Source organism: Prescottella equi (assembly GCF_020171745.1).
GTDB classification, from domain to species: Bacteria; Actinomycetota; Actinomycetes; order Mycobacteriales; family Mycobacteriaceae; genus Prescottella; species Prescottella equi_A.
In genome coordinates, this window is the sequence record NZ_JAIVAH010000012.1 from 108,683 (window position 1) to 127,106 (window position 18,424).

17 protein-coding genes are annotated in these 18,424 nt (G+C 69.8%); 5 read left to right on the top strand and 12 right to left on the bottom strand.

What is annotated here, in order from left to right; all coding sequences use genetic code 11:
* Positions 1-24: 24 nt before the first annotated feature.
* Positions 25-1,356 (top strand): phosphatase PAP2 family protein, encoded by a 1,332-nt coding sequence (locus LCL87_RS09250; RefSeq protein WP_225018903.1) that lies wholly within the window; start codon positions 25-27, stop codon positions 1,354-1,356.
* Positions 1,357-1,428: 72 nt separating this feature from the next.
* On the opposite strand, the gene mnhG is transcribed toward LCL87_RS09250, so the two are convergent.
* The 6 genes from mnhG to LCL87_RS09280 are packed head-to-tail and all read right to left on the bottom strand — an operon-like array spanning position 1,429 to position 7,582.
* A complete protein-coding gene (gene mnhG / locus LCL87_RS09255) occupies positions 1,429-1,767 on the bottom strand; it encodes a monovalent cation/H(+) antiporter subunit G (RefSeq protein ID WP_225018906.1) in 339 nt (112 codons plus the stop codon).
* Entirely contained in the window at positions 1,764-2,024 is a 261-nt protein-coding gene (locus tag LCL87_RS09260; RefSeq protein ID WP_225018908.1) for a monovalent cation/H+ antiporter complex subunit F, read from the bottom strand. The genes mnhG and LCL87_RS09260 overlap by 4 nt, the downstream gene beginning before the upstream one ends.
* Positions 2,021-2,593 (bottom strand): Na+/H+ antiporter subunit E, encoded by a 573-nt coding sequence (locus LCL87_RS09265; RefSeq protein WP_225018910.1) that lies wholly within the window; start codon positions 2,591-2,593, stop codon positions 2,021-2,023. The genes LCL87_RS09260 and LCL87_RS09265 overlap by 4 nt, the downstream gene beginning before the upstream one ends.
* A complete protein-coding gene (locus LCL87_RS09270; RefSeq protein ID WP_225018912.1) occupies positions 2,590-4,191 on the bottom strand; it encodes a Na+/H+ antiporter subunit D in 1,602 nt (533 codons plus the stop codon). The genes LCL87_RS09265 and LCL87_RS09270 overlap by 4 nt, the downstream gene beginning before the upstream one ends.
* Entirely contained in the window at positions 4,188-4,748 is a 561-nt protein-coding gene (locus LCL87_RS09275) for a Na(+)/H(+) antiporter subunit C (protein ID WP_225018914.1), read from the bottom strand. The genes LCL87_RS09270 and LCL87_RS09275 overlap by 4 nt, the downstream gene beginning before the upstream one ends.
* Positions 4,745-7,582, bottom strand: a complete 2,838-nt coding sequence (locus LCL87_RS09280) for a Na+/H+ antiporter subunit A (RefSeq protein ID WP_225018916.1) — start codon at positions 7,580-7,582, stop codon at positions 4,745-4,747. Before LCL87_RS09280 ends, LCL87_RS09275 begins: the two co-directional genes overlap by 4 nt.
* 197 nt (positions 7,583-7,779) lie before the next feature.
* On the opposite strand from LCL87_RS09280, the gene LCL87_RS09285 reads away from it, so the two are divergent.
* The gene (locus LCL87_RS09285) at positions 7,780-8,202 is read left to right on the top strand and encodes an NUDIX hydrolase (RefSeq protein ID WP_225018919.1); all 423 of its coding nucleotides are present in this window, start codon (positions 7,780-7,782) and stop codon (positions 8,200-8,202) included.
* 3 nt (positions 8,203-8,205) lie between these two features.
* Here LCL87_RS09285 and LCL87_RS09290 read toward each other — a convergent pair whose 3' ends face one another.
* Both LCL87_RS09290 and LCL87_RS09295 read right to left on the bottom strand, forming a co-directional pair.
* On the bottom strand, positions 8,206-9,552 hold the full coding sequence (locus LCL87_RS09290; RefSeq protein WP_225018921.1) for a hypothetical protein: 1,347 nt from the start codon (positions 9,550-9,552) through the stop codon (positions 8,206-8,208).
* Between the two features lie 90 nt (positions 9,553-9,642).
* Positions 9,643-11,145 carry an MFS transporter gene (locus LCL87_RS09295; RefSeq protein WP_225018923.1) on the bottom strand — a complete coding sequence of 501 codons (1,503 nt, stop codon included), beginning with the start codon at positions 11,143-11,145 and terminating at the stop codon, positions 9,643-9,645.
* 168 nt (positions 11,146-11,313) lie between these two features.
* Between LCL87_RS09295 and LCL87_RS09300 the strand changes: the two genes are divergently transcribed.
* Together LCL87_RS09300 and LCL87_RS09305 are read left to right on the top strand one after the other, a co-directional pair.
* The gene (locus LCL87_RS09300) at positions 11,314-11,979 is read left to right on the top strand and encodes a TetR/AcrR family transcriptional regulator (protein WP_225018925.1); all 666 of its coding nucleotides are present in this window, start codon (positions 11,314-11,316) and stop codon (positions 11,977-11,979) included.
* 47 nt (positions 11,980-12,026) lie between these two features.
* On the top strand, positions 12,027-12,779 hold the full coding sequence (locus LCL87_RS09305) for an isocitrate lyase/PEP mutase family protein (RefSeq protein ID WP_225018927.1): 753 nt from the start codon (positions 12,027-12,029) through the stop codon (positions 12,777-12,779).
* A 22-nt stretch (positions 12,780-12,801) separates the two neighbouring features.
* Here the strand turns inward: LCL87_RS09305 and LCL87_RS09310 are convergent, their stop codons facing one another.
* On the bottom strand, positions 12,802-14,979 hold the full coding sequence (locus LCL87_RS09310; RefSeq protein ID WP_225018929.1) for an AAA family ATPase: 2,178 nt from the start codon (positions 14,977-14,979) through the stop codon (positions 12,802-12,804).
* A gap of 248 nt (positions 14,980-15,227) precedes the next feature.
* Between LCL87_RS09310 and LCL87_RS09315 the strand changes: the two genes are divergently transcribed.
* The gene (locus tag LCL87_RS09315; protein ID WP_225018932.1) at positions 15,228-16,115 is read left to right on the top strand and encodes a DUF559 domain-containing protein; all 888 of its coding nucleotides are present in this window, start codon (positions 15,228-15,230) and stop codon (positions 16,113-16,115) included.
* Between the two features lie 114 nt (positions 16,116-16,229).
* Here LCL87_RS09315 and pssA read toward each other — a convergent pair whose 3' ends face one another.
* The 3 genes from pssA to LCL87_RS09330 form a co-directional block, all read right to left on the bottom strand.
* Positions 16,230-17,018 (bottom strand): CDP-diacylglycerol--serine O-phosphatidyltransferase, encoded by a 789-nt coding sequence (gene pssA, locus LCL87_RS09320; RefSeq protein ID WP_225018934.1) that lies wholly within the window; start codon positions 17,016-17,018, stop codon positions 16,230-16,232.
* A 47-nt stretch (positions 17,019-17,065) separates the two neighbouring features.
* The gene (locus LCL87_RS09325; RefSeq protein WP_225018936.1) at positions 17,066-17,779 is read right to left on the bottom strand and encodes a phosphatidylserine decarboxylase; all 714 of its coding nucleotides are present in this window, start codon (positions 17,777-17,779) and stop codon (positions 17,066-17,068) included.
* A gap of 94 nt (positions 17,780-17,873) precedes the next feature.
* A complete protein-coding gene (locus tag LCL87_RS09330) occupies positions 17,874-18,341 on the bottom strand; it encodes an SRPBCC family protein (protein ID WP_225018938.1) in 468 nt (155 codons plus the stop codon).
* Between the last annotated feature and the right edge of the window lie 83 nt (positions 18,342-18,424).

The following is an 18,424-nucleotide window of genomic DNA, read 5'->3' on the forward strand; positions in this document are numbered from 1 at the left end:
GTTCGAATTCACCCGCCGTTTACTATGAACGGCGTGTTGGTGGACGGTGGTGCGCGGACGGAGCCGGTGCGGCTCTCCGACCGGACCCGCAATTACCTGATCGGCGGCGTCGTCGCGGCCGGTGTCGCAATCCTGATCGCGCTGCAGATGTTCGCGTCGTCCCACGGTTTCGAGGGACCTCTGACGAGTCTGCTCAACGATTTCGTCGGGACCCCCAAGTCGGCATCCGTGCCGTGGGCCGGGCTCGCGCTCGCGATGGTGGGGCTCACCAACCGGCAGCGGGTGCTGGCGCTGTCGAGCGCGGTGGGCATCGACGTCGTGATCGCCGCAATCCGCTACCTCGCGGGCGGGCCGCTCACCGTCGGCAACGGCGCGGTGATCGTGCTGACCGCGATCGGCGTCTGGGCCGGTTGGAAATGGTCCGGCGAGCAGCGCCGCAACGCACTCATGGGCGTCGGACTGGGCGCGTTGCTCATCGTCGCCACCAAGTTCGGCGACGTGTGGCTGCACATCACCGTCCTCGCCGGCCCGGAGGTCCTCGACCAGTACGTCCAGCTCGCCGACCACGCGCTCGGCAACCCGTCGTGGGTGATGGGCAACATCGTCGACGCGACGGGGTCGGTCGGCTACGCCGTCCTGCACTGGGTGTACATCGAGCTGCCCGTGGCCGCGATCGTCGTCGCGCTGTACCAGCTGCGCAAGGGCTGGCCGTCGCACCATCTGGTCCGCACGTTCCTGCTGATCGGGCTGATCGGGCCGGTGTTCTACATCCTGTTCCCCGTGGTGGGGCCGATCTTCGCGTTCGGCGCCGACGGCAACGGCTTCCAAGTGGGCGACTTCTGGCCGTCCGTCGTGCCGTTCGACCTGACGCCGTCGGCCATGCCGTTCGACGACGCCACCCCCCGCAACTGCATGCCCAGCCTGCACACCGCGTGGGCGCTCGCGCTGTTCCTGCACTCGCGGCAGGGACCGCGCTGGCTGCGCTGGGGCGGCACGTTCTGGCTGGTGTGCACGCTCAGCGCGACCCTCGGCTTCGGCTACCACTACGGCGTCGACCTCATCGCCGGTGTCGTCCTGACGCTGACGCTCGAGTCCGCCCTGCGCGCCCCCGAGCGCGGCTGGGGTGCGTTCCGGGTGCGCCTTGTCGCCGGCGGCGCGGTGCTGCTGGCCGCACTGCTGCTGAGCTACCGGTTCCTGGCCGTGGAGATCGCCGAGTACCCGATCGTCTCCGCGCCGCTGCTCCTCGGTGTCCCGGCCCTCTTCGCCTACGCGTACTGGCGCACGTTCTACCGTGCCCCGGCCTCCTCGCGTTTTGCGCACTTAGCGCTCCCGGAGGACGCCCCGACCGCGCGCTAAGTGCGCAAAACGCGGGGGTGAGGGCCGCGTCGGCGCGCTAAGTGCGCAAAACGCGGGGGTGGGGAAGGCGGGTCAGCGGAAGGTGCCCGGATCGTCGTCGTGGTTCATCAGCAGCCCGTCGCGTCCGCGCTGCTCGCGGTAGGCGACGCGGCCGACGCTGTGCGCGATGACGGGCGCGGTCAGCAGCGTGAACAGGCCGACGAGCACGAGCATCCAGATGTCGACGTTGCCGTGCAGCCGGATCACTGCACCGATCAGCACCAGCACCAGGCCGACGACCTGCGGTTTGGTGGCCGCGTGCATGCGGGAGAGGGTGTCGGGGAAGCGGACGATGCCGATCGCGGCGGTGAGCGCGAGGAACGATCCGACGAGGATGCAGATCGCGGCGAGGACGTCGAGGAAGGTGTTCACGAGTCGTCACTCACCCGGAATCGGGCCACACTCACCGAGCCGACGAAGCCGACCAGGGCGAGCGCGACGATGGCGGGCACGATCGTGGTGTCGCCGCTGTAGGCCGCCCACACCGACAGCCCGCAGATCGCGGTGGCGATGAGGGTGTCCATCGCGACCAGACGGTCGAGGCTGCCCGGCCCGGCCAGCAGCCGGTAGGTGGTGAGCAGCGCGGCCACCACCAGCATCACTCCGGCGATGATCAGCACGGCGGTCATGCGCGATCCTCCCTGCCCTCTTCGTGGTACTCGTAGTCGCGCAGATGCCACGGCGCCGGCTGCCACTCCGAATCCCGTTCGAACGCCGCGATGAACAATCGTTCGAGCTGTCGTGTGGTCCGGTAGAACTGGTCGACGGCCTTGGTGGTCCCGACGTCGAGGACGTGCACGTACACCGCGCGGCGTGCCTGGTCCACCTCGAGCACCATCGTGCCGGGGATCAGATTGAGGACGTCGACGCACAGCGTCAGCACCAGGTCGGACTTGATGCCGAGCTTGCAGCGCAGCACCCCGGTGACCGGCGGCGGCCCCGGCCGGACGGCCAGCCACGCCACCTGCGCACTGGACTGCGCGGCGTAGAAGATGATCATCCACACCAGCTTGACCATCGACAGCACGTGCACGCGGCCCTCGACGGGCACCCGCGGCAGCGGCAGCAGCCACATGATGAGCAGTCCGACGACGATGCCGCCCAACAGATTCGCGATGCTGAACGTGCCCCACAGCAGGATCCACACCACCGTCAGCCACGCGAGGATGCCGACGCGGAGTACGCGTTCGCGGGTCATCGGTCACCTCCCTCGCCGAGGACGGCAGTGATGTAGACGTCTCGATTCTGCAGGTCCTGCGCGGCGCGGTCACTGATCCCGATCATCGGTCCGGCGAAGATCGTCAGCGCCAGGCCGACGCCGACCAGTCCGATCGTCGGCAGCAGCATGAACACCGGAATCCGTCCGACGTCCTTGCGGTCGACGAAGGCGATGTCCTCCTCGGACTCGTCGATGAGCGCCGACGGGCTGACGTCGGCCAGGTCGCCCTCGGGGGCGTCGGCGCGGGCCCGCCAGAACGCCTTGGTCCACACGCGGGCCACCACGTACAGGGTCAGCAAGCTCGTGACGGTGCCGCCCGCGACCAGCATCCACGACAGCGCGCTCGGGTGCGCGACACCGGCCTGCAGCAGCGCGATCTTGCCGATGAACCCGGAGAACGGCGGGATGCCGCCCAGGTTGAGCGCCGGCACCAGGAACACGATCGCCAGCACCGGGCTGGCGGCCGCGAGACCACCGAGGCGACGCAGCGACGAGCTGCCGGCCTGCCGCTCGATGAGACCGACCACCAGGAACAGCGTCGTCTGCACGACGATGTGGTGCGCCACGTAGTAGACGGCGCCGGACAGGCCGGACTGCGTCGACAACGCGACACCGAAGATCATGTAGCCGATGTGACTGACCAGCGTGAACGACAGCAGACGTTTGATGTCGCTCTGCGCAATGGCACCGAGGATGCCGACGATCATCGTGAGCAGACCGCACACCATGAGGACGTTGTCGAGCTCGCCCTGCGGGAACAGCAGCGTGTGCGCGCGGATGATCGCGTACACACCGACCTTGGTGAGCAGGCCCGCGAACACGGCGGTGACCGGGGCGGGCGCGGTGGGGTAGGAGTCGGGCAGCCACGTCGACAGCGGGAACACCGCGGCCTTGATGCCGAACGCCACCAGCAGCACACCGAAGATCGCCATGCGGGTGCCGACGGGGATGTCGTCGAACCGCAGCGCCATCTGCGCGAGGTTGAGGGTGCCGGTCGCCGCGTAGGCGAACGCGATGCCGCACAGGAAGATCAGCGACGACACCATCGACACCATGACGTACGAGACGCCGGCCCGGACGCGGTCGGCGCTCGCGCCCAGGGTGAGCAGCACGAAGCTCGCGGCCAGCAACACCTCGAAGCCGACGTACAGGTTGAACAGGTCGCCCGCGAGGAACGCGTTGCACACGCCCGCGGTCAACACGAGGTACGTGGGCAGGAAGATCGATACCGGTTGGTGTTCGTGGCCGTCGCGGATGCCCTGGCCGATCGAATAGATCATGACGGCGAGCAGCACGATCGACGACACCAGCAGCATCAGCGCCGACAGTCGGTCGACGACCAGCGTGATACCGATCGGGGTGTCCCAGCCGCCCACCTGGATGGCGGTGGTGCCGTGCCGGTCCGCGAGGTACAGCAGCATCGCCGAGACGCCGGTGACGCCGATGAGTGCAGCGAGGGTGATCCAGCGCTGCGCGGTGGGTCGGCGGCCGACGATCAGCGTGGCCGCCGCGGCGATCATCGGGATCAGGACCGGCAGCGGTGCCAGCGTGCCGATGAGGTCGGGGGAGAGCGTCATCGCTTACCTCCCGGTGTCTCGGTCTCCAGTTCGTCGTCGTCCCCGTCGCGCAGATCCTCGTAGGATTCGTAGTCCTCCGGGTCCTCGAGTTGGTCGACGGGGATGGGGTTGCCCTCGGCATCGAAGGCGTCGCCGCCCTTGGACGGCGCTCCGGTGAGCGGGTCGTCGGAGCGGTCGCGGTCCGGCGCATCGGCCGGGGTGCGCCGCTTGGAGACCTTGGTGTCCTCGGGGTCGTCCTCGACCCGGTCCGCCGTGTTGATCTTGAACGATCGGTAGGCGAGGGCCAGCACGAACGCCGCGATGCCCATCGTGATGACGATCGCGGTGAGGATCATTCCCTGCGCCAACGGGTCGGCCATCTCCTCGTGTACCGATTCGCGGCCCACGATCGGAGGATTGCCGGACTCGCCGCCGACCGTGAGGATGAGCAGGTTGACGGCGTTGCCGACGAGCAGCAGGCCCAGCAGCATGCGGGTGATGCTGCGTTCGATCAGCAGGTACACGCCGGCGGCGGTGAGGACACCGATGACGATCAGTGTCGCGAGGTCGGCGCTCATCGGGCGTTCACCTCCTCCTGGGCGTCGAGGCGGGCCCCGAGACTGCGGAGCACGTCGAGCACCAGGCCCACCACGATCAGGTACACCCCCAGGTCGAAGAACAGCGCGGTGACGAGTTTGATGTGGCCGAGCAGCGGCAGCGTCACCTCGAACACCGCCGACGACAGCGGCGGCGCGCCGAGGAACAGCGATATCAGCGCGGTGCCGGCGGACAGTGCGAGACCGAGGCCGAGGATCTTGCCGGCGTCGATGGGCACCGTCTCGCCGAGTTCGTAGCGGCCGCCCGCGAGGTAGCGCAGCACCAGCGCGAGACCCGCGGTGAGACCGCCCGCGAAGCCGCCGCCGGGGGCGTTGTGTCCGGAGAAGAAGAAGTAGACCGACAGCACCATGATCGTCGGGAAGATCAGCCGCGTGGTCACCTCGAGCACCAGCGAGCGATGCCTGGGATCGATCAGGTCGCCGCCGCGCAGCCACGTCGTCTCCGTGCTCGCCGACGCCGCATCCTGCACGACGGACGGGGCGTCGGACACGCGCGGCGCGATCCCGAAGCGGCGGTGCCGGAACACCAGGCTCGCGACGCCCGTCGCGGCGACCAGCAGCACCGAGATCTCGCCGAGGGTGTCCCACGCGCGGATGTCGACGAGCAGCACGTTCACCACGTTGCGGCCGTTGCCGAGTTCGTATGCCGCCTGGGGGAGCTGGAGGTGGATGGGCGCCGAGTTGCGGGCGTTCATCGCGTACGCGGCGATCGTGGTGACGGCGACGCCCACACCGATCGCGAGCAGCGCCCGAGGCAGCTTGAAGCCGATGGCCTGCCGCTCGTCGATCTCGGCGGGCAGCTTCCGCAGCACCAGCACGAAGATCACCAGCGTCAGCGTCTCGACGAGGAACTGGGTGAGCGCCAGGTCGGGGGCGCCGTGCAGCGCGAAGATGACACCGCAGCCGTAGCCGCTGAGCCCGACGAGGATGACCGCGGCCAGGCGGTTGCGCAGCACGGTCGCGGCCAGCGCGGCGGCGATCATCATCAGCCCGACAGTGAGCTGCAGCGGGGACTCCCACAGCCGGATCTCGGCCCACACGTCGGTGCGCAGCGCCAGCAGGATGATCGGTAGCAGCACCAGCGTCGCGAGGATCGTCGACTGCGTCAGCGGCAGTGAACCGCGCTGCGTGAAACCGGTGAGGCGCATCGACAGCGTGTCCATGCCACGCAGCGTCGCGTCGTACACGCGGTCGGCGTTGCCGAGCGGCGGATGCTGGAACCGCAGCCGCTGGACCGCCCAGCGGTGCGCGACGAACAGCACCGCACCGACGGCGACGATCGCGCCGGTGAGCAGCAGCGGCGTGTTGATGCCGTGCCACAGCGCCAGGTGATAGTCGGCGTGCGGGCCGGCGGGCAGCGTCGTCGAATACGGCGTCAGCAGCTTCTCGAGCTGCGGTGACAGCGGTCCCGCGGCCAGACCGGCGACGGCGAGCAGGGCGGGCGGAGCCAGGAACAGGACGCTCGGGGCGTGCATGTTCGCCACCGGCGGGCTCGGCTGGCGCAGCCGCTTGCGGCCGAACGCGCCCCACACGAACCGGATGCTGTACGCGACGGTGAGGATCGAGCCCAGCACCATTCCGACGAGGACCGCCGTCCGGGCCCACGGCTCGAGCATGTCCGCCTGCAGGATCGACTCGAGCGCCGCCTCCTTGCCGACGAACCCGAGGAACGGCGGCAGGCCGGCCATCGACGCCGCCGCCAGGGCCGCGATCGCGGCCAGCCACGGCGCGCTCGGCCCGAGCCTCGCGAGTTTGCGGATGTCGCGGGTGCCGGTGGAGTGGTCGATGATGCCGACCACCATGAACAGCGCGGCTTTGAACATGGCGTGTGCGACGACCATCGTCATGCCGGCCAGCGCGGCGTCCCGTGAGCCGACGCCCACGAGCACCATGAGGAAACCGAGCTGGCTGACGGTGCCGAACGCGAGCACGAGCTTGAGGTCGAACGAGCGGAGCGCACGCCAACCGGCGAGCAGCATCGACGCGAGTCCGAGCACGATGATCGTGACCCGCCACGGCGGCGAGTCGGCGTAGCCGGGGGCCAGGCGCGCGACCAGATAGATGCCGGCCTTGACCATCGCGGCGGCGTGCAGGTAGCCGCTGACCGGGGTGGGCGCGGCCATCGCACCGGGGAGCCAGAAGTGCAGCGGGACGATCGCCGACTTCGACAGCGCGCCGATCAGCACCAGCACGATCGCGACGCTCGCCAGCCATCCGCTGGCCGGGTTCGCGACGACGTCGGACAGGTTGTAGCTGCCCACCTGCTGGCCGAGCATGATGATGCCGACCAGCATCGCGAGGCCGCCGGCGGTGGTGACCAGCAGTGCCTGGGTGGCGGCGCGGCGGCTGGTGGCGCGTTCGGCGTAGTGACCCACGAGCAGGAACGACAGGACCGTCGTCAGTTCCCAGAAGGTGTAGAGGATCAGCATGTTGTCGCTGGTCACGAGGCCGAACATGGCGCCCGCGAACGCGACCATCTCGGCAGCGAAGATGCCGAGCCGGGGTTCGTCGTCCTTGAAGTAGCGGGCGCAGTAGACCAGGATCAGCGCGCCGACGCCGAGGACCAGCACCGACATGATCGCGGCGAGGGAGTCGAACCGCATGTCGATGTTCATCGACAGACCGGGCACCCACTGAAGACTCAGACTCTGTTCGGTGCCCCAGTTCGCGATCACCCAGCCGAGGCTCGCGAGCGGTACCAGTGCGAGCGGGAAGAACGCGTTGCGTCCTATTGATCGCACGACGAGCGGAGCCAGAACGGCGGCTATCGCGTGGGCGATCAATATGACAAGCAAATGGCACTCCGTCGGGTTGTGGTGCGGCGGGGTGACGAATCGGCGTTAGCCGAGAGTCGGGCAGACCCTTCGCTAGCTAGCAAAGTGGACTACGGAGATCATCTTACTAAGTGCTCGAGTTGACGCCTCAATCGGTATTAACCGGGCAAAACGGCCGAGGGCGGCGAGCGGGGCCCGACGGGAGTACGTTCCAACGGGTGTCAGACGAGAACCCCACCGTGATCCGGACCGCCGCCCTCGCCCACATCCGTGACCGCCGGTTGCTGCAGGCCCGCTCGGCCGGCAAGACTGCGTTCTACATGGCCGGCGGCAAGATCGACCCAGGTGAGACCCCCGAGCAGGCCCTGCACCGGGAGGTGCGCGAGGAGCTCGACGCCGGGATCGTGGACGGCTCCGTCGTCGAACTGGGCGTGTTCGAGGCGCCCGCGTTCGGTCACCGCCCCGGCACCCACCTGCACATGACGTGCTTCCTCGCGGAGCTCACCGACGAGCCGAAGCCCACCAGCGAGGTCGCCGAGATCCGCTACTTCACCGAGGCCGAGTACGCCGCGATGCCCGAGACCGCGCCCGGTTCGCGCCTCGTCTTCGCACGGTTGCGAGAGCTGGATCTGGTCGACTGACGCTCACTCCGGGCGCGGGGCGGGCTGCTCCTTGCGTAGACCGCGGATCGCGAGCGCGCAGAACACGACGACGAGCAGCATCGCGACGGCGGCGGTGCGGTCGAGGGTGAAGAGGGGTGTCTGCGGAAGGGCGATCTCGACGTGGTTGCCGGTGTAGGCGTCGTGGCGCACGTAGTCGATGACGTCGACGCGGTCCGGGGTGAACGCGGTGAACGTCTCGAACACGGTCGTGACGCGGACGCCGGTCGTGAACACCAGCGCCAGCAGCGGTATGGCCAGCCCCAGTGCGGCGGTGGCGGCATGGTCGGGGAGCGTCGAGCCGAGGACGAGCCCGATGCCGAGTCCGAGGACTGCGAGCTGGACGAGGAACCAGACCCGGCTGTCGGGGGTCGGTTCGATCGCTGCGAAGAGCGGGATCACGGCGAGCGCGGCCAGCCCGACCAGAGGTGAGACCCGCAGCAGGCTGATCGCGACGCCGGCCGCCACAGCCACGACGCCGATCGCGACCGGGATCCACGGCGTCAGCCGCAGATGGCCCCACCACAGCGTCGTCGCGACGAACGGCGTGACGGCCGCGACCGCCGTGGCCGCGAGCAGGAACGGCGAGTCCAGGCGCCGCGCCCAGAACTCGGTGAGCGCGACCACCAGCACCAGGCACAAAGCGATGACGACCCACTGCCGGAACTGCGAACCGGTCTGCCGCTCGATCCACTCGGCGAGCAGTCGGTGCGCGAGCGCGAGGGTGACGACGGCGACGATCACCCCGATCACGGTTTCCCGATCGACGTTGCCGGGTGCCGCGTCGTCGACCACTGTGCACACCGCGGCGAGCACGAGCGCGGGGATCAGGATCCACCAGAACGGTTCGCCCAGCACCGACGTGCTCGGCTGCCAGCCCACGTGCGCGGTGTGCGCGACGACGAACGTCGCGCCCACCGCGCCGACGAGCACGAGTCGCGCGATGGGACGTGACCACACCGCGGCGACGGTGGCGCCCAGCAGGACGCCGCCGGCGAGGCACTTGGCGTAGTACAGCAGCGTCAACTGATCCAGATCGCTGACGCCCGACACCGTCAGGCGGGCCGCGATCAGCACGGCCGTCGCGACGACCGTCGTGATCCAGGCGGGACGCGTCGACGCCGCCCGCAGCAGCACCGCGCACGCCGCGACGACGAGGACGCAGCCGACGGCCACCCCGGTCGCCTGGGTTTCGTTCCAACTGCTCAGCTGGCCTTCGGAGGCGCTGAAGTTCGCCTGCCACTGAGTCGGATTGACGAGCACGAACGTCGCGAGCACCCCGGCGAACAGGGCGGCGACGGCGGACAAATACGCGCGGACGGTCGGAGTCACCGGCCCGACGCTACCTGGCGCGCAACGCGTTCCGGCGGCGACCACGCAGTGCGTGATCGCCGCCGAATCGGTCAGATGTACCGGTTGACGTCAGTGCGCCATCACGAGCTCAACCTCCTGGTCGCCCGCCGCCGCGGGCAGCTTGCCTCGGGGCAGCAGGAACGCCGAGATCACCGCTCCCGCAGCGAAGATCGCGGCCGACCACCAGAACGTGGTGGTGTAGCCGTGCACTGCCGCGAGCGCCTGGCCTTGCGGGGTCGGGGCCGCGTCGGACAGGTAGTTCGCGGCGGCGGTCGCCGCGATCGTGCTGAGCAGTGCGGTGCCGATCGAGCCACCGACCTGCTGCATGGTGTTCACCGTCGCGGAGGCCACGCCGGCGTCCTCCGGCCGGACGCCGGTGACCGCGCCCTGCATGCCGGGTGCGAACACCATGCCCATGCCGACGCCGAGCAGCACCAGGCCGGGCAGGATGTGCGGCGCGTAGGTGCTGTCCACGGTCAGTTGGGCGAGCAGGACCATGCCGATCGCCACCAGGGTCAGGCCGGTGGTCATCAGCGGCCGGGGACCGAACCGGGGCAGTAGCACGCTGGTCGCGGTGGTTGCCGAGATGACCATGCCCGCGACCATCGGCAGGTAGGCGACACCGGTGATAATGGGGCTGTACTGCAGGACCGTCTGCATGTAGTAGGTCAGGAACAGGAACACCGCGAACATGCCGGTGCCGGCGATGAACATGGCCAGGTAGGCCCCGCCGCGGGTGCGGTCGAGCACGACCCGCAGCGGCAGCAGCGGATGCGCGACGCGGGTCTCGATGACGACGAATACCGCCAGCAGGACCGCGCCGGTCAGCAGCCACGCGATGGTGGCGCCGTTGGACCAGCCGTGCGACTCGGCGTGTGAGAAGCCGTAGACGATGCTGAACAGCCCGGCGGACACCGCGACCGTGCCGGGGATGTCGAGCCGAGGCCGGTGCTCGGCCTTGTGCGGCGCCATCATCAGCAACGCGCCGACCAGTGCGACGGCCGCGAAGATCAGGTTGACGTACAGGCTCCAGCGCCACGAGGCCCACTCGGTGAGCACGCCGCCGAGGAGCAGTCCGACGGCGCCGCCGGCGCCCGCGACGGCGCCGAAGACGCCGAATGCCTTGGCGCGCTCGTCGGGCTTGGTGAAGGTGACCGACAGCAGGGACAACGCCGCGGGGGCGAGCAGCGCGCCGAAGACGCCCTGTCCGGCGCGCGCGGCGACCAGCATCGGGAAGTTCACGGCGGCACCGCCGACCGCGGACATCGCGGCGAAGCCGACGAGGCCGATGACGAAGGTGTTGCGGCGGCCGAACAGGTCGCTCAGGCGTCCGCCGAGCAGCAGCAGGCTGCCGAAGGCCAGCGCGTAGGCGGTGACCACCCACTGCCGGTCGGCGTCGGAGAACTCGAGTGATTTCTGGGCGGCGGGGAGCGCGATGTTCACGATGGTGGCGTCGAGCACGACCATCAGTTGGGCCAGTCCGATGACGGCCAGGACGAGCCAGCGAAGGCGGTGCTCTCGCGTCTGCTCTTCCGGCACGGTCTCCGGCGGATCGATTGTGGTGCTGCTCATGAGGAACCCCTCTGGATGTGGGTCGTGGGTTGAGTCACCGAAGCGGATCGAAGTGGAGGAGTAAGCTCCACTTAGGTCACCGTACGCCTAAGTGGAGGAGATATCTCCACTTGATTTTTCCGCGCGGTGCGGTTTGTCCGGGTATGTCGCAATTTCTGGGATGGCAGAATGAAAATCGTGAGCACCGTCACAGAAGGTCGCCGACTGCGCGCCGACGCCGAGCGCAATCGCCGCAAGATCCTCGACGCCGCGGCGGAACTGTTCGCGACCCGTGGCATCGACATCACGCTCGACGACGTCGCGCGGCACGCAAAGGTCGGCGTCGGCACCGTCTACCGCCGCTTCACCTGCAAGCAGGAACTCGTCGACGGCGTGTTCCAGCAGCACATGGACGACCTGGCCGACAGCGCGACCGCCGCCCTCGAGTGTGAGGATCCGTGGGCGGGGCTTGTCGACTTCGTCGCCCTCACCTGCGAGAAGATGGCGCTCAACCGCGGCATGGCCGACGTCTTCTTCACCGGCGACGAGGGCCGGGAACAGGTCGCCTGCGCCCGCGAGCGCGTGACGCCGGTCGTCGAGGCGCTGATCGCCCGGGCCCGCGAAGCCGGCGCACTGCGACCGGACGTCACCGTCAACGACCTGTTCACTGTCAGTCGGATGGTCGAGTCCGTCATCGACTTCGTCCGACCGGTCGCGCCCGAGGCCTGGCGCCGATACCTCGCGTTGGTGCTCGACGGAATGCGGGCGGAGGGGGCGGAGCGCACGCCGCTGCCCGCGCCGCCGTTGACCGACGATCAGGTCGAGCAGGCGAAGGCGTCCTGCATCCGGCGGTAGAGCGCGTCCGGCGAGGTACCCGACACTCCGCGAGGTAAGGAACACGCATGGCACCGATCGTCGAGAAGGCAGCCACTCTGCTGGCACTGCACCAGCCCGGTAATCCCGTGATCCTCCCGACGGTCTGGGATGCATGGTCGGCCAACCTGGCCGCCGGGGCCGGATTCGCGGCATTGACCGTCGGAAGCCACCCGGTCGCCGACTCGGTGGGTCGGCCCGACAACGAGGGCATGTCGTTCGCGGAGCTGACGACGCGCGTCGCGCAGATCACCGCGGCGGTGGACCTGCCGGTCTCCGTCGACATCGAGGCGGGCTACGGCCTGCAGCCGCAGCAGCTGATCGACGGTTTGGTCGAGGTCGGCGCGGTGGGCCTCAACATCGAGGACACGGTGCACAGCGAGGGCGGCCGGCTGCGCGAGCCGCAGGAGCACGCGGACTTCGTCGGCGGCCTGCGCAGTGCGGCGGACGCGGTCGGCGTGCACATGGTCGTCAACGCGCGCACCGACCTGTTCATCAAGCAGGTCGGCGACGAGGCGGACCGGGTCGAGCGGGCCATCGCCCGGCTCACCCTGTGCGCCGAGGCCGGGGCCGACGTGCTGTACCCGGTCGGGTTCCACAGCGACGAGGTGTACCGGCAGCTCACGTCGGCACTGCCGTTGCCCGTCAACGCGATTGCCGACCCGGTGCGCGGCGGGAAGGCCGACTTCGCTGCCCTCGGGGTCGGCCGGGTCAGCTTCGGCCCGCTGCTGCAGGCCGCCCTGGCCGTCCGTGCGAACGAGCTCCTCGCCCGCTGGCAGTAGCGCGGCCGGAAGCTCTTACGCGTCAGCGGTTCTCGGCGTAGGCCTTGAGGTGCGCGACCTGGTCGGGATCCAGCGATGGGCGCACCTTCTCCCGTGCGGCCGCGACGTCGGCTGCCGTCACGTCGGCGGCGTCGACGTCGCGGCGCATCGCCGCGAGCGCGGCCTCGCGCAGCACTGCGGAGCAGTCGGCGGCGGAGTAGCCGTCGAGGTCCTCGGCCAGGTCCGTCAGGTCGACGTCGTCCGCGAGCGGCACCGACTTGCCCGACGTCCGCAGAATCTCCTTGCGCGCGTCCGCGTCCGGCGGCGGCACGAACACCAGGCGCTCGAGCCGGCCGGGGCGCAGCAGCGCGGGGTCGATGAGGTCGGGCCGGTTGGTGGCACCGAGCACCACGACGTCGCGCAGCGGTTCGACGCCGTCGAGTTCGGTGAGCAGCGCGGCCACGACGCGGTCGGAGACGCCGGAGTCGGAGCTCTGTCCGCGGCGCGGGGCGAGGGCGTCCACCTCGTCGAGGAAGATCAGCGACGGCGCCGAGTCGCGGGCCCGCTGGAACAATTCGCGCACCGCCTTCTCGGACGAGCCCACCCACTTGTCCATCAGCTCGGCGCCCTTGACGGCGTGCACGCTGAGTTGACCCGAACTGGCCAGGGCGCGAACGAGATACGTCTTTCCGCAGCCGGGCGGCCCGTACAGCAGGACGCCGCGCGGCGGGTCGACGCCCAGACGGGCGAAGGAATCGGGGTGCTGCAGCGGCCACAGCACCGCCTCGGTGAGCGCCTGTTTGGTCTCGATCATGTCGCCGACGTCGTCGAGGGTGACGCTGCCGATCGCGAGTTCCTCGGTGCCCGAACGCGACAGCGGCCGGATCACGTCGAGCGCGCCCACCAGGTCGTCCTGTGTCAGCTTCGGTTCGGCCTTGTCGCTACTCGCGCGGGACGCGGCGCGCAGGGCCGCCTCCCGGCACAGCGCGGCCAGGTCGGCGACGACGAATCCCGGTGTTCGCGAGGCGATTGCGGGAAGATCGAGGTCGACGGTGGGGACCTTGCGGAGCAGCAGTTCGAGGAACTGGCGGCGTCCGGCACCGTCGGGCAGCGACAGCGACAGTTCCCGGTCGCACAGGTCCTGGGCGCGCAGCCGGTCGTCGAGGCCCTCCGGGTGGGCGGTGGTCGCGACGAAGGCCACCGACTCGGTGTCGACGGCGCGGCGCAGCTGGTCGAGGATCAGCGTCGAGACGGGTTCGCGGGTGGCCGGCAGCAGCGCGTCGATGTCGGTGACGAGCAGCACGCCGCCGGAGCGGACGGCGTCCACGGCCGCGGTGACCCGCTCGAGCCGCGACTGTGCCTCGGACGCACCGACACCCGGACCGTCGAGTTCGACGACGCGGCGCTTGGCGAGCACCGAGCGCGCGAGCATCGACTTGCCGACACCGGCCGGACCGGTGACGAGCACCCCGAGATGCGGTGAGGCGCCGAGCTTCTGCAGCAGTTCGGGTTCGTCGAGGGCGAGGGTCAGCCACTCCGACAGTTTCGCGGCCTGCGCGTGTGACCCGACGAGGTCCTCGACCGGCACGACGTCGGCCTCCCGCGGTTCGATCACCGTCGGTGCGGCAGTGGTCGTCGGGGCGGGGGTGGCGTGCGTGACGCCGGCTCCCCAGCGCACCGCCGAGTTCGGTTGCACGCTCACCGGTCCGCCCGACGGGTCGACGCCGGTGACGGTCAGCAGCTCCGACGTCCAGGTGACGCCGAAGGTCCGCGAGAGGGCCTGTGTGGCAGACGTCGTGCTGGTGCCCGGGCCGAGGTCGCGCGGCAGCAGCGAGACCGCGTCGCCGACGGTGAGGACCTTGCCGAGCAGCGCCTGCCGCAGTGTCGCGTCGGAGATGGACTGTTGCGCCATCGCGGATCCGCTCACCGTGACCGTGCGCGCGCCGTACACCGCGACTGGTGCCACGACCACCGTCGCGTCCTCGCGCAGACCGGCATTCGAGAGCGTGACGTCGTCGAGCAGGGCCGTCCCGGTGGGGGTTCCGGCCGGCGCGATGGCGGCGACCGCGGCCGTGCGCCGCGCGCCGATCAGCGAGATCGCGTCCCACTCCCGCAGTCCGAGCGCCGCGAGCGCCTCCGGGTGCAGGCGCACCACCCCGCGTCGGGCGTCCGCGGCGGACGTGTTGAGCCGGACCGTGAGCGTCAGTTCGGGTGAGGTCACGCCGTCCAGCCTAGTGCGACCCGTCGCGTCCCCTGTCTCCCCGCGTTTTGCGCACTTATCGCGCCCGCGCGCCCCTCACCCCCGCGTTTTGCGCACTTATCGCGAGTTCCGGGGTCGGGTTTCTCGCGATAAGTGCGCAAAACGCGAAGGGGGCGGGCTGTGGAGAAGCGTGGAGGCTGTGGATAACTCGGGGTTCGGGCCGGTTTCGGTGGGGGAGCGGTCGGCGCGGTAGGGCACCGTGATCGGTCATGAGGAGGAAGAGACCCGAACTGCCCGAGGTGTTCGTCGGACGCGATGCCGTCCGTGAGGGAGCGCTGCGCCCGTCGGAGCTGCGGGGGCCGCGGGTGCGCCGACTGTTCCGCGGCGTCTACTGCCCGAACGGTGTGCGCGTCAGCCACGAACTGCGGTGCAGGGCGGCCGCGCTCACCGGAGAGGGGACGCTGGTGCTCACCGGCAGGTCGGCGGCGGTGGTGCGGGGCGTCGATCTGGCGTCGGCGTCGGATCCGGTGGACGCCATCGCGCTCCCCGGATGCCGGGTCAACCGGCGTCCGGGATTGAACGTTCGACGCGTCGCGATCGACGCCGGCGACCACGAGCCGTGGGAGCAGATCGCGATCGCCCGCCCCGAACGCATGACGTTCGACGTGCTCTCGACGGGGCCGCTGATCCGCGCGGTCGCGGACGTCGACAGGATCCTGCGGGCGAAGCTGACGACCGAGGCGCGCATGGCGTCGTATCTCGAGGGCCGGCACGATCACGGCATCGTGCGGGCACGCGAGGCGCTGGCGCTGGTGGATCCGCGAGCGGAGTCCCCACCCGAGTCGGAGCTGCGGGTGCGCATGCACTTCGCCGGACTGCACCCGGAGCCGCAGCTGCACATCTATGCGGACGGGGAGTTCGTCGCGCGCGTCGACTTCGCGTTCGAGGAGGAGCGCCTGGTCGTCGAGTACGACGGGGAGTGGCACGGGCAGCGCTCGGCGTTGGCGCGGGACCGGATCCGGCAGAACAAGCTCCGGAAGGCCGGCTGGCAGATCCACTTCGTCACCAAGGAAATGATGGTGAACCCGAACGCGGTGATCGACGAGATCTACGGCGCCTTCCTACAAGCCCGCAGTGGCCGGCCTCGACTCCTCTGACCCGTCGCGACAAGTGCGCAAAACGCGAAAACCCGGCCCCGCCCCTCGCGTTAAGTGCGCAAAACGCGAGAAGGGGGCCGGGATTCCCGCGCTAAGTGCGCAAAACGCGGGAAGTCATCGCGGGCGGCGCAGGCCCAGGCGGGCGGCAGAGCGGCGGTTGCCGTTGGGGGAGCGGCGGATGGCGCGCCGCTCGGACGGCTTGATGTCCCAGGTCTCGGGGCGGGCGGCGACCCAACGCTGCGAGTGGATCGCGAACGGGATGTGCGCGAGGTACGCGCCGACGAGCACCATCAGCAGGATGTACGGGTAGGTGACGAGCGCGGCGGCGCCGAGCGCGACCAGCACCAAGAGCGCGGCAGCCATGTGCCCAGGCACCGACACCGACTTCATCGCGAGGGTGGGGATACGGCTGACGATGAGCGCCGCCGACAGCAGCGTCCACACGGTGACGACGCCGATCGACGACCACCAGCCGTCGCCCCACTGGATGTAGACCGCGAGGGGCGTGAGCGCGATCAACGCGCCGGCCGGGGCGGGCACGCCGACGAAGAAGTCCTTCGTGTAGGCCGGCACGGTGTCGTCGTCGAGCAGGGTGTTGAACCGGGCCAGCCGCAGCACGATGCTCACCGCGAACAGCAGCGCGATGATCCAGCCGAAATTGTTGCCGTCGAGCAGCGTCACGTACAGCACGAGCGCGGGCGCGACGCCGAACGAGATGGCGTCGGCCAGCGAGTCGAGTTCGGCGCCGAGCTTGCTGGTGGCGTCGAGCATGCGGGCGATGCGGCCGTCGAGCGAGTCGAGGACGGCCGCGGCTCCGATCATGGCGAGCGCAGTCCCCAGTTCACCGTCGAGCGCGAACTTGACCGCCGACAGCCCGCTGCACAGCGCGAGGATCGTGATCATGCTCGGCAGTAATCGGACGGCGTTGCGTCCGCTCGGGCGGGCCGGTCTCACGACAGCTGCGCGAGGACGGTCTCGGCGCCCACGGTGCGCTGGCCACGCTCGACGAGCAGCGTGGTTCCTGCGGGGAAGTACGTGTCGACCCGGGAGCCGAACCGGATGAGTCCGTACGTGTCGCCGATGGTGAGCTTGTCGCCCTCCTTGGCGTCGCACACGATGCGGCGGGCGAGCAGGCCGGCGATCTGCACGACGGCGATGTCGTGGCCGTCGGGCGTCTCGAGCAGCATGCTGTTGCGCTCGTTGACCTCGCTGGCGTCGGCCAGGTCGGCGGACAGGAATTGGCCGGGCTGGTGCACGACCTTCTTGACCAGTCCGGCGACCGGGGTGCGCTGGACGTGCACGTCGAGCACCGACAGGAAGATGCTCACGCGCGGCAGCGGCTGATCGCCCATGCCGAGTTCGGCGGGCGGCACGGCGCTGTCGACGAGCGCGACCTCACCGTCGGCCGGTGCCACGACGACGCCGGGGCGGTTCGGCGGCACCCGGTGCGGGTGCCGGAAGAACGTGGCGCACGCGGCCGCGGAGGCGAGCCCGGCGCGGCGGACCCACTTGCGGTTGCGTCCCACCGCGGCGACCGCGAGCGGGGTCAGCACGAACGGCAGGCCGGCCGGGTGCAGCGGCGGAACGGCAGCCTTGACGAGGCCGATGACGTGGCCGACGCCGGTGGGCTGGGGGGTGCCAGGGGGTGTCGGTCGACGTGCCACGAGCTCCTCTTACCTGTTCGGGTGTGACGGCGGCGAATGCCGCTCGTGCTGACTCAGGTTACGTGACCACCGAGAACCGGTGGGTCGCCATGTGCTACCGAGAGCCGACGGCGAGAGCTTCGGCCTCGCTCTTGATGCGGGCGAGGGTCGCGTTCATGCCGACGATCATGTCCGCCTCGAACGCCTCGGCGCCGCCGAGGACGGTCTTGATCAGGAACTGCGACAGCTGGCTGGTGCCGGTGGGCGCTTCACGGCGTTCGACGACGCGGGTGCCGGTCTCGGTGGCCTCGAGCGTGTACGACCAGATGGTGCGGTTCTCGTTGACCCGGAACGCGATCGCCTTGTTCGGCTCGAAGCGGATGACCTTGGACGTCGTGGGCCACACCAGCAGGCCCTTGCGGTTGACGTTGAACGTCTTGGTGCCCTCGCGGACCTCGCCGGACACGCGCATCTTGCGGCACTGCGGGCTCCACTCGCCCATCCGCTTCAGGTCGGACACGATGGTCCACACGTCCTGCGGGGTGGCGGCGATCTCGATGCTGGCTTCGAGGGTGTTCGTCACGGTCGGCTCTCCGGTTTCGGGTTAGGTGGTACAGGAGGTCACGCGTACCAGGTGATCGTAGCGCCCACTGTGCAGCAGGTCAC

Bases quoted from the DNA above. Each gene is read 5' to 3' on its own strand.
- LCL87_RS09250 (WP_225018903.1), top strand. From the start codon at position 25: ATGAACGGCGTGTTGGTGGACGGTGGTGCGCGGACGGAGCCGGTGCGG.
- LCL87_RS09260 (WP_225018908.1), bottom strand. From the start codon at position 2,024: ATGACCGCCGTGCTGATCATCGCCGGAGTGATGCTGGTGGTGGCCGCG.
- LCL87_RS09265 (WP_225018910.1), bottom strand. From the start codon at position 2,593: ATGACCCGCGAACGCGTACTCCGCGTCGGCATCCTCGCGTGGCTGACG.
- LCL87_RS09270 (WP_225018912.1), bottom strand. From the start codon at position 4,191: ATGACGCTCTCCCCCGACCTCATCGGCACGCTGGCACCGCTGCCGGTC.
- LCL87_RS09275 (WP_225018914.1), bottom strand. From the start codon at position 4,748: ATGAGCGCCGACCTCGCGACACTGATCGTCATCGGTGTCCTCACCGCC.
- LCL87_RS09295 (WP_225018923.1), bottom strand. From the start codon at position 11,145: ATGAGCAGCACCACAATCGATCCGCCGGAGACCGTGCCGGAAGAGCAG.
- LCL87_RS09300 (WP_225018925.1), top strand. From the start codon at position 11,314: ATGAAAATCGTGAGCACCGTCACAGAAGGTCGCCGACTGCGCGCCGAC.
- LCL87_RS09305 (WP_225018927.1), top strand. From the start codon at position 12,027: ATGGCACCGATCGTCGAGAAGGCAGCCACTCTGCTGGCACTGCACCAG.
- LCL87_RS09315 (WP_225018932.1), top strand. From the start codon at position 15,228: ATGAGGAGGAAGAGACCCGAACTGCCCGAGGTGTTCGTCGGACGCGAT.
- pssA (WP_225018934.1), bottom strand. From the start codon at position 17,018: ATGATCACGATCCTCGCGCTGTGCAGCGGGCTGTCGGCGGTCAAGTTC.